Genomic DNA, 261 nt, shown 5'->3' on the forward strand with positions numbered 1-261 from the left:
CACCGGCCGCGTATGCGGCGCATCGGCGCCGACGTCATAGACTCCGGACCACAGCGCCGCCGCGCCGATCGCGCCCGCGGCCGGTGTACGCCGTGCTCGAGTACGCGCGCGAACGCTCGATCGCGGTGCGCGCGCAGGCGCTGACGGTGCCGGCGAACCTCGACGACGCCGAGCGCGTGCGTCGCGGCGCCGGCAACTATGCGGCGATGTGCGCGGGCTGCCATCTCAGCCCGGGCGCCGGCCCGAGCGAGCTCGCGCTCG

1 protein-coding gene is annotated in these 261 nt (G+C 76.6%); it reads left to right on the forward strand.

The annotated features are described in order from the left end of the window. Positions 1-92 precede the first annotated feature (92 nt). Positions 93-261, forward strand: a 169-nt coding sequence (locus HKX41_12070; GenBank protein ID NNC24871.1) for a cytochrome c, incomplete at its 3' end; no start/stop codon positions are given.

The organism is Salifodinibacter halophilus (assembly GCA_012999515.1).
In the GTDB taxonomy this organism is placed as follows: Bacteria; Pseudomonadota; Gammaproteobacteria; order Nevskiales; family Salinisphaeraceae; genus Salifodinibacter; species Salifodinibacter halophilus.